7 protein-coding genes are annotated in these 6592 nt (G+C 55.3%); 6 read left to right on the forward strand and 1 reads right to left on the reverse strand.

Translation table 11 applies throughout. The annotated features are described in order from the left end of the window. Positions 1-8 precede the first annotated feature (8 nt). From sufB to ACJ9N4_RS09255, 6 genes are all read left to right on the forward strand, one after another. Entirely contained in the window at positions 9-1499 is a 1491-nt protein-coding gene (gene sufB, locus ACJ9N4_RS09230; RefSeq protein ID WP_196391197.1) for a Fe-S cluster assembly protein SufB, read from the forward strand. 9 nt (positions 1500-1508) lie between these two features. Next, on the forward strand, positions 1509-2255 hold the full coding sequence (gene sufC / locus ACJ9N4_RS09235) for a Fe-S cluster assembly ATPase SufC (protein WP_182271178.1): 747 nt from the start codon (positions 1509-1511) through the stop codon (positions 2253-2255). Further along, entirely contained in the window at positions 2230-3501 is a 1272-nt protein-coding gene (gene sufD, locus ACJ9N4_RS09240; protein ID WP_411500416.1) for a Fe-S cluster assembly protein SufD, read from the forward strand. Before sufC ends, sufD begins: the two co-directional genes overlap by 26 nt. After that, on the forward strand, positions 3498-4718 hold the full coding sequence (gene sufS, locus ACJ9N4_RS09245) for a cysteine desulfurase SufS (RefSeq protein ID WP_182271180.1): 1221 nt from the start codon (positions 3498-3500) through the stop codon (positions 4716-4718). The genes sufD and sufS overlap by 4 nt, the downstream gene beginning before the upstream one ends. 14 nt (positions 4719-4732) lie before the next feature. Then, complete coding sequence (gene sufE / locus ACJ9N4_RS09250; RefSeq protein WP_182271181.1) at positions 4733-5149, forward strand: cysteine desulfuration protein SufE; 417 nt, start codon at positions 4733-4735, stop codon at positions 5147-5149. Positions 5150-5246: 97 nt separating this feature from the next. Continuing rightward, positions 5247-6260: a L,D-transpeptidase family protein gene (locus ACJ9N4_RS09255; protein ID WP_182271182.1), complete on the forward strand. Its 1014-nt coding sequence runs from the start codon at positions 5247-5249 to the stop codon at positions 6258-6260. A gap of 60 nt (positions 6261-6320) precedes the next feature. On the opposite strand, the gene lpp is transcribed toward ACJ9N4_RS09255, so the two are convergent. Next, the gene (gene lpp / locus ACJ9N4_RS09260) at positions 6321-6557 is read right to left on the reverse strand and encodes a murein lipoprotein Lpp (RefSeq protein ID WP_001082307.1); all 237 of its coding nucleotides are present in this window, start codon (positions 6555-6557) and stop codon (positions 6321-6323) included. Between the last annotated feature and the right edge of the window lie 35 nt (positions 6558-6592).

Raw genomic sequence — 6592 nt, forward strand, 5'->3', positions numbered from 1 at the left:
GCGGTGCTATGTCTCGTAATACTGAAGCAACTGATGATGTGAACACCTGGAGCGGCGGACACCTTAACTACAAAGAGGGGTTCTTCACGCAGCTGCAGACCGATGAACTGGCGAAAGGCATTAACGAAGATGTCGTGCGGGCGATTTCCGCCAAGCGCCACGAGCCGGAGTGGATGCTTGAATTCCGCCTGAATGCCTTCCGTGCCTGGCTGGAGATGGAAGAGCCGCACTGGCTGAAAGCGCACTATGACAAGCTGAATTACCAGGACTATAGCTACTACTCCGCGCCATCCTGCGGCAGTTGTGATGATACCTGCGCCTCACAGCCCGGTGCGGTACAGCAAACCGGGGCGGAAAACAGCTTCCTGAGCAAAGAGGTGGAAGAGGCGTTTAATCAGCTCGGCGTACCGGTTCGTGAAGGTAAAGAGGTGGCGGTGGATGCCATTTTTGACTCCGTGTCGGTGGCGACCACGTATCGCGAGAAGCTGGCAGAACAGGGCATCATTTTCTGTTCCTTCGGTGAAGCTATCCACGATCACCCTGATCTGGTGAAAAAGTACCTCGGGACCGTCGTGCCGGGTAACGATAATTTCTTTGCCGCACTCAACGCGGCGGTGGCCTCTGATGGCACCTTCATCTATGTGCCAAAAGGCGTGCGCTGCCCGATGGAGCTGTCGACCTATTTCCGCATTAATGCTGAAAAAACCGGTCAGTTCGAACGCACCATCCTGGTGGCGGACGAAGGCAGCTACGTCAGCTACATCGAAGGGTGTTCTGCCCCGGTTCGTGACAGCTACCAGCTTCACGCGGCGGTGGTCGAAGTCATCATTCATAAAGATGCCGAGGTGAAATATTCCACGGTGCAAAACTGGTTCCCTGGTGATGGCAACACGGGCGGCATTTTGAACTTCGTCACCAAGCGAGCGTTGTGTGAAGGTGAAAACAGCAAAATGTCCTGGACCCAGTCGGAAACCGGCTCTGCCATCACCTGGAAATACCCGAGCTGCATTCTGCGCGGGGATAACTCCATCGGTGAATTTTACTCGGTGGCGCTGACCAGCGGCTATCAACAGGCGGATACCGGCACCAAGATGATCCACATCGGTAAAAACACCCGGTCGACCATCATCTCAAAAGGCATTTCCGCCGGACATAGCCAGAACAGCTATCGTGGGCTGGTCAAAATCATGCCGACGGCGACCAATGCCCGTAACTTTACCCAGTGTGACTCCATGCTGATTGGCGCAGACTGCGGCGCACATACCTTCCCGTATGTGGAGTGCCGTAACAACAGTGCCCAGCTTGAACACGAAGCGACGACGTCGCGTATTGGAGAAGACCAGCTCTTCTACTGCCTGCAGCGCGGGATCAGCGAAGAAGATGCCATCTCTATGATTGTGAACGGCTTCTGTAAGGATGTGTTCTCTGAACTGCCGCTGGAATTTGCCGTTGAAGCTCAGAAACTCCTCGCCATTAGTCTTGAACACAGCGTCGGTTAAGGAAAGCACATGTTAAGTATTAAAGAGTTACAGGTCAGTGTGGAAGATAAAGAGATCCTGCGTGGCCTCAATTTTGACGTCAAGCCGGGTGAAGTTCACGCCATTATGGGGCCAAATGGGTCCGGGAAAAGTACGCTTTCGGCGACGCTGGCAGGACGTGAAGATTACGAAGTGACAAACGGGTCAGTCGAGTTTAACGGTAAAGATCTGCTGGAGATGTCTCCGGAAGACCGGGCGGGAGAGGGCATTTTTATGGCCTTCCAGTATCCGGTAGAAATTCCAGGCGTCAGTAACCAGTTCTTCCTGCAAACGGCGCTGAATGCGGTGCGCAAATATCGCGGTCTGGAAGCGCTGGATCGCTTTGACTTCCAGGATCTGATGGAAGAGAAGATCAAGCTGCTGAAAATGCCGGAAGATCTGCTGACCCGCTCGGTCAACGTCGGTTTCTCCGGCGGTGAGAAAAAGCGCAACGATATTCTGCAAATGGCGGTGCTGGAGCCGGAACTGTGCATTCTTGATGAGACTGACTCTGGTCTGGATATCGACGCCCTGAAAATAGTTGCGGATGGTGTTAACTCCCTGCGCGACGGCAAACGGTCGTTCATTATCGTCACCCACTACCAGCGTATTCTTGACTACATCAAACCAGACTACGTTCATGTGCTTTACCAGGGGCGTATTGTGAAATCCGGCGATTTCACGCTGGTTAAACAACTGGAGGAGCAGGGCTATGGCTGGCTTACCGAACAGCAGTAATGCACTCCAGCAATGGCACCGCTTGTTTGAAGCGCAGGGTGAAACGCGATCCGAACAGGCGCAACAGCATCTGCAGCAGATGCTGCGTCTGGGCCTGCCCACGCGTAAGCATGAAGACTGGAAATACACGCCGCTTGAAGGCCTGCTGAACGCTCAGTTTGTGACGCGTCTGGCGGATGTCAGTGCCTCCGTGCGTGATGCGCTGGCGCTGAGCGTGGATGCGGTACGTCTGGTCTTTGTCGACGGTGTGTTCCGCCCGGAACTGAGCGACGAGACACAACACAGCGGTTTTGACGTCGTCGTGAATGACGAACGCCAGCACCTGTCTGCACCGGTGCAGCCGGAGGTCTTCCTGCACCTTACCGAAAGCCTGGCGCAGTCTGTGACGCATATCCGCGTGAGGCGTAACCAGCGCCCGGAAAAACCGCTGTTGCTGATGCATATCACTCAGGGGCTGGACGGCGAGGAGATCAACATCGCGCACTATCGCCACCATCTTGAGCTGGCGGAGGGAGCCGAGGCGACGGTGATTGAGCATTACGCCAGCCTCAATGCTATTCGTCATTTTACCGGTACAAGGCTGACGATGGACGTGGCCGCCAGTGCGCATCTTCACCACATCAAGCTGGCGTTTGAAAACCCGGCAAGCCATCACTTTGCCCATAACGATCTGTTGCTGGGGCCAGATGCCACCGCATACAGCCACAGTTTCCTGCTGGGAGGGGGCGTGCTGCGCCACAACACCAGCACGCAGCTCAACGGTGAAAATACGACGCTGCGTATCAACAGCCTGGCAATGCCGGTCAAATCGGAAGTGTGTGACACGCGTACCTGGCTTGAGCACAACAAAGGCTACTGCAACAGCCGTCAGCTGCATAAAACCATCGTCAGCGATAAAGGGCGCGCGGTGTTTAATGGCCTGATTAACGTGGCGCAGCACGCCATCAAAACTGACGGGCAGATGACCAACAACAATCTTCTGTTGGGGCGTCTGGCAGAAGTGGATACCAAACCGCAGCTGGAGATCTATGCCGACGACGTGAAGTGTAGCCACGGCGCAACGGTTGGGCGGATTGACGACGAACAGATGTTCTATCTACGTTCCCGGGGTATCGACAAGCAGGCGGCGCAGAAGATGATCATCTATGCGTTTGCCGCAGAACTGACGGAAGCGCTCTCCGATGGCGCACTTAAACAGCAGGTGCTGACGCGTATTGGCCAGCGTCTGCCTGGAGGCGAAGTATGAGTTTCCCCGTAGAGAAAGTACGGGCAGATTTTCCGGTGCTGACCCGTGAAGTGAACGGTTTGCCGCTGGCCTATCTCGACAGTGCGGCCAGCGCGCAGAAACCGAATCAGGTGGTGGATGCGGAGGCCGAGTTCTACCGCCACGGCTACGCCGCCGTGCATCGCGGTATTCATACGCTGAGCGCAGAGGCGACCCAGCGTATGGAGAACGTGCGTACCCAAATTGCCGCCTTCCTCAACGCCCGCTCGCCGGAAGAGCTGGTGTTTGTGCGGGGTACAACCGAAGGGATCAACCTGGTCGCCAACAGCTGGGGCAACGCACAGGTTCACGCGGGCGATAACATCATCATCACCCAGATGGAGCACCATGCCAATATCGTTCCCTGGCAGATGCTGTGTGAGCGTGTTGGCGCACAGCTGCGGGTGATCCCACTGAACGAAGACGGAACGTTAAAGCTGGAACAGCTGGATGTGTTGCTCGACGTGCGTACCCGGCTGGTGGCCGTTACCCAGGTTTCAAACGTGCTGGGGACTGAAAACCCGGTGGCAGAGATTATCGAAAAAGCCCACCAGGCCGGTGCGAAAGTGCTGATTGATGGCGCACAGGCGGTGATGCACCACGCGGTGGACGTGCAAGCGCTGGATTGCGATTTCTACGTCTTCTCCGGCCATAAGCTTTATGGGCCGACGGGGATCGGCGTGCTGTATGTTAAGGACGCTATCCTGCAGGCTATGCCGCCGTGGGAAGGAGGCGGTTCAATGATTGCCACCGTCAGCCTGTCGGAGGGGACGACTTACGCACGTGCGCCGTGGCGTTTTGAGGCGGGTACGCCGAACACGGGCGGTATTATCGGGCTGGGGGCGGCCATTGCTTATATCTCGTCTGTTGGCCTTGACGCCATTCAGGAGTATGAACAGCTGCTGATGCACTACGCGCTGCAGGAGCTTGCCAGCGTGCCAGATTTGACCCTGTATGGCCCGGCCACCCGACAGGGCGTAATCGCGTTTAATCTCGGGAAACACCATGCCTTTGATGTGGGCAGCTTCCTCGATAACTACGGCGTTGCGGTACGTACCGGACATCACTGCGCCATGCCGCTGATGGCGTTTTACCAGGTTCCGGCGATGTGCCGTGCATCGTTGGTGATGTATAACACAATGGAAGAGGTCGACAGGCTGGTGGCGGGGCTAAAACGCATTCACCAGTTGCTGGGCTAACGGAGAGGCACAAGATGGCAGCGTTGCCGGATAAAGATAAATTGCTGCGTAACTTCAGTCGTTGCGCAAACTGGGAAGAAAAGTATCTCTATATTATTGAGCTGGGGCAGCGTTTGCCGACGCTCAGCGAAGAGGCACATAACCCGGAGAATATGATCCAGGGCTGCCAGAGCCAGGTGTGGATCATAATGCAGACGAATAACGATGGCGTCATTGAGCTACAGGGCGACAGCGACGCGGCGATTGTGAAAGGGCTTATCGCCATCGTGTTCATTCTGTATCACCAGATGTCGGCGCAGGACATTGTCGCGTTTGATGTCCGCCCCTGGTTTGAAAAAATGGCGCTGACGCAACACCTTACCCCATCCCGTTCCCAGGGGCTGGAAGCGATGATTCGCGCAATTCGCTCCAAAGCTGCAATCATTAGCTAGACTTACAGGACAGCATTCATTCTGTTTCGCGAGGTGGCTCCCGCCTCGCTGGTTTTTCAGCTTTCTGGCATTCTGCCAGTGAATAAGGAATCTCAGCATGAAGCGCGCGTCTCTAATAACTCTATTACTCCTCAGTTCTCTCGGTGCTCTTAATTCAGCCTGGGCGGTGGACTATCCATTGCCGCCAGCGGGCAGCCGCCTGATTGGGCAAAACCAAACCTACACGATTCAGGAAGGAGACAATAAACTGCAGACTATTGCCCGTCGGTTTAATACTGCAGCACAACTTATCCTGGAAACAAATAATACCATTGCGCCGGTGGATCCTGCCCCGGGCACCACTATCATCATTCCATCCCAGATGCTGCTGCCGGACACGCCGCGTGAGGGTATTGTCGTGAACCTGGCTGAGCTCCGGCTCTATTACTTCCCACCGGGGGAAAAGATTGTTCAGGTCTTTCCGCTCGGTATAGGGAAGCAGGGGCTGGAAACCCCGGTGACGATCACCCACGTAAGCCAGAAAATCCCGAATCCAACCTGGACACCAACACCAGGCATCAGAGCGCGCTCTCTGGAGCAGGGAATTAAATTGCCGCCAGTTGTACCGGCAGGGCCAAATAACCCGCTAGGACGTTTTGCGCTGCGTTTAGGTGTGGGGCATGGTGAATATCTTATCCACGGTACCAGTGCGCCGGACAGCGTGGGTTTACGGGTCAGTTCGGGTTGCATGCGCATGAACGCACCGGATATCAAAGCATTGTTCGGGCAGGCGCGCGTCGGCACCCGGGTACAGATTATCAATGAGCCGGTGAAGTTCTCCGTCGAGCCGGATGGTAAGCGCTATATTGAAGTTCACCGTCCGCTGGCGCAGATTGAGGGGGAAAACCCACAGATCACACCAATCACCCATTCCGCCGATTTCGCGTCGTTTGTTTCTCAGTCGGGTAGTGATAAAGCGCTTATTGATAAAGCCTTGTCACGTCGGGCGGGGATCCCGGTCGCCGTGTCGGCAGGGACTGACACATCGGCCAGCAATAATGTGTTGTCGGTACAGAACAGCCGGGTGTCCGCTGCGGTTGCCGAAGGCGGGGGAGAGAAGGTCACGCAGTAGCGGTTTGACGCAGACAAAAAAAATGGCGCACAATGTGCGCCATTTTATTAACAGGTACTATTACTTACGGTATTTAGTAGCCTGGTTGTCCAGACGCTGGTTAGCGCGAGCTGCGTCGTCTTTAGCAGCCTGAACGTCGGAACGCATTGCGTTCACGTCGTTGCTCAGCTGGTCAACTTTAGCGTTCAGAGTCTGAACGTCAGAAGACAGCTGATCGATTTTAGCGTTGCTGGAGCAACCTGCCAGCAGAGTAGAACCCAGGATTACCGCGCCCAGTACCAGTTTAGTACGATTCATTATTAATACCCTCTAGATTGAGTTAATCTCCATGT

It is taken from the genome of Enterobacter sp. LM3 (assembly GCF_046622475.1).
Classification (GTDB): Bacteria; Pseudomonadota; Gammaproteobacteria; order Enterobacterales; family Enterobacteriaceae; genus Enterobacter; species Enterobacter cloacae_P.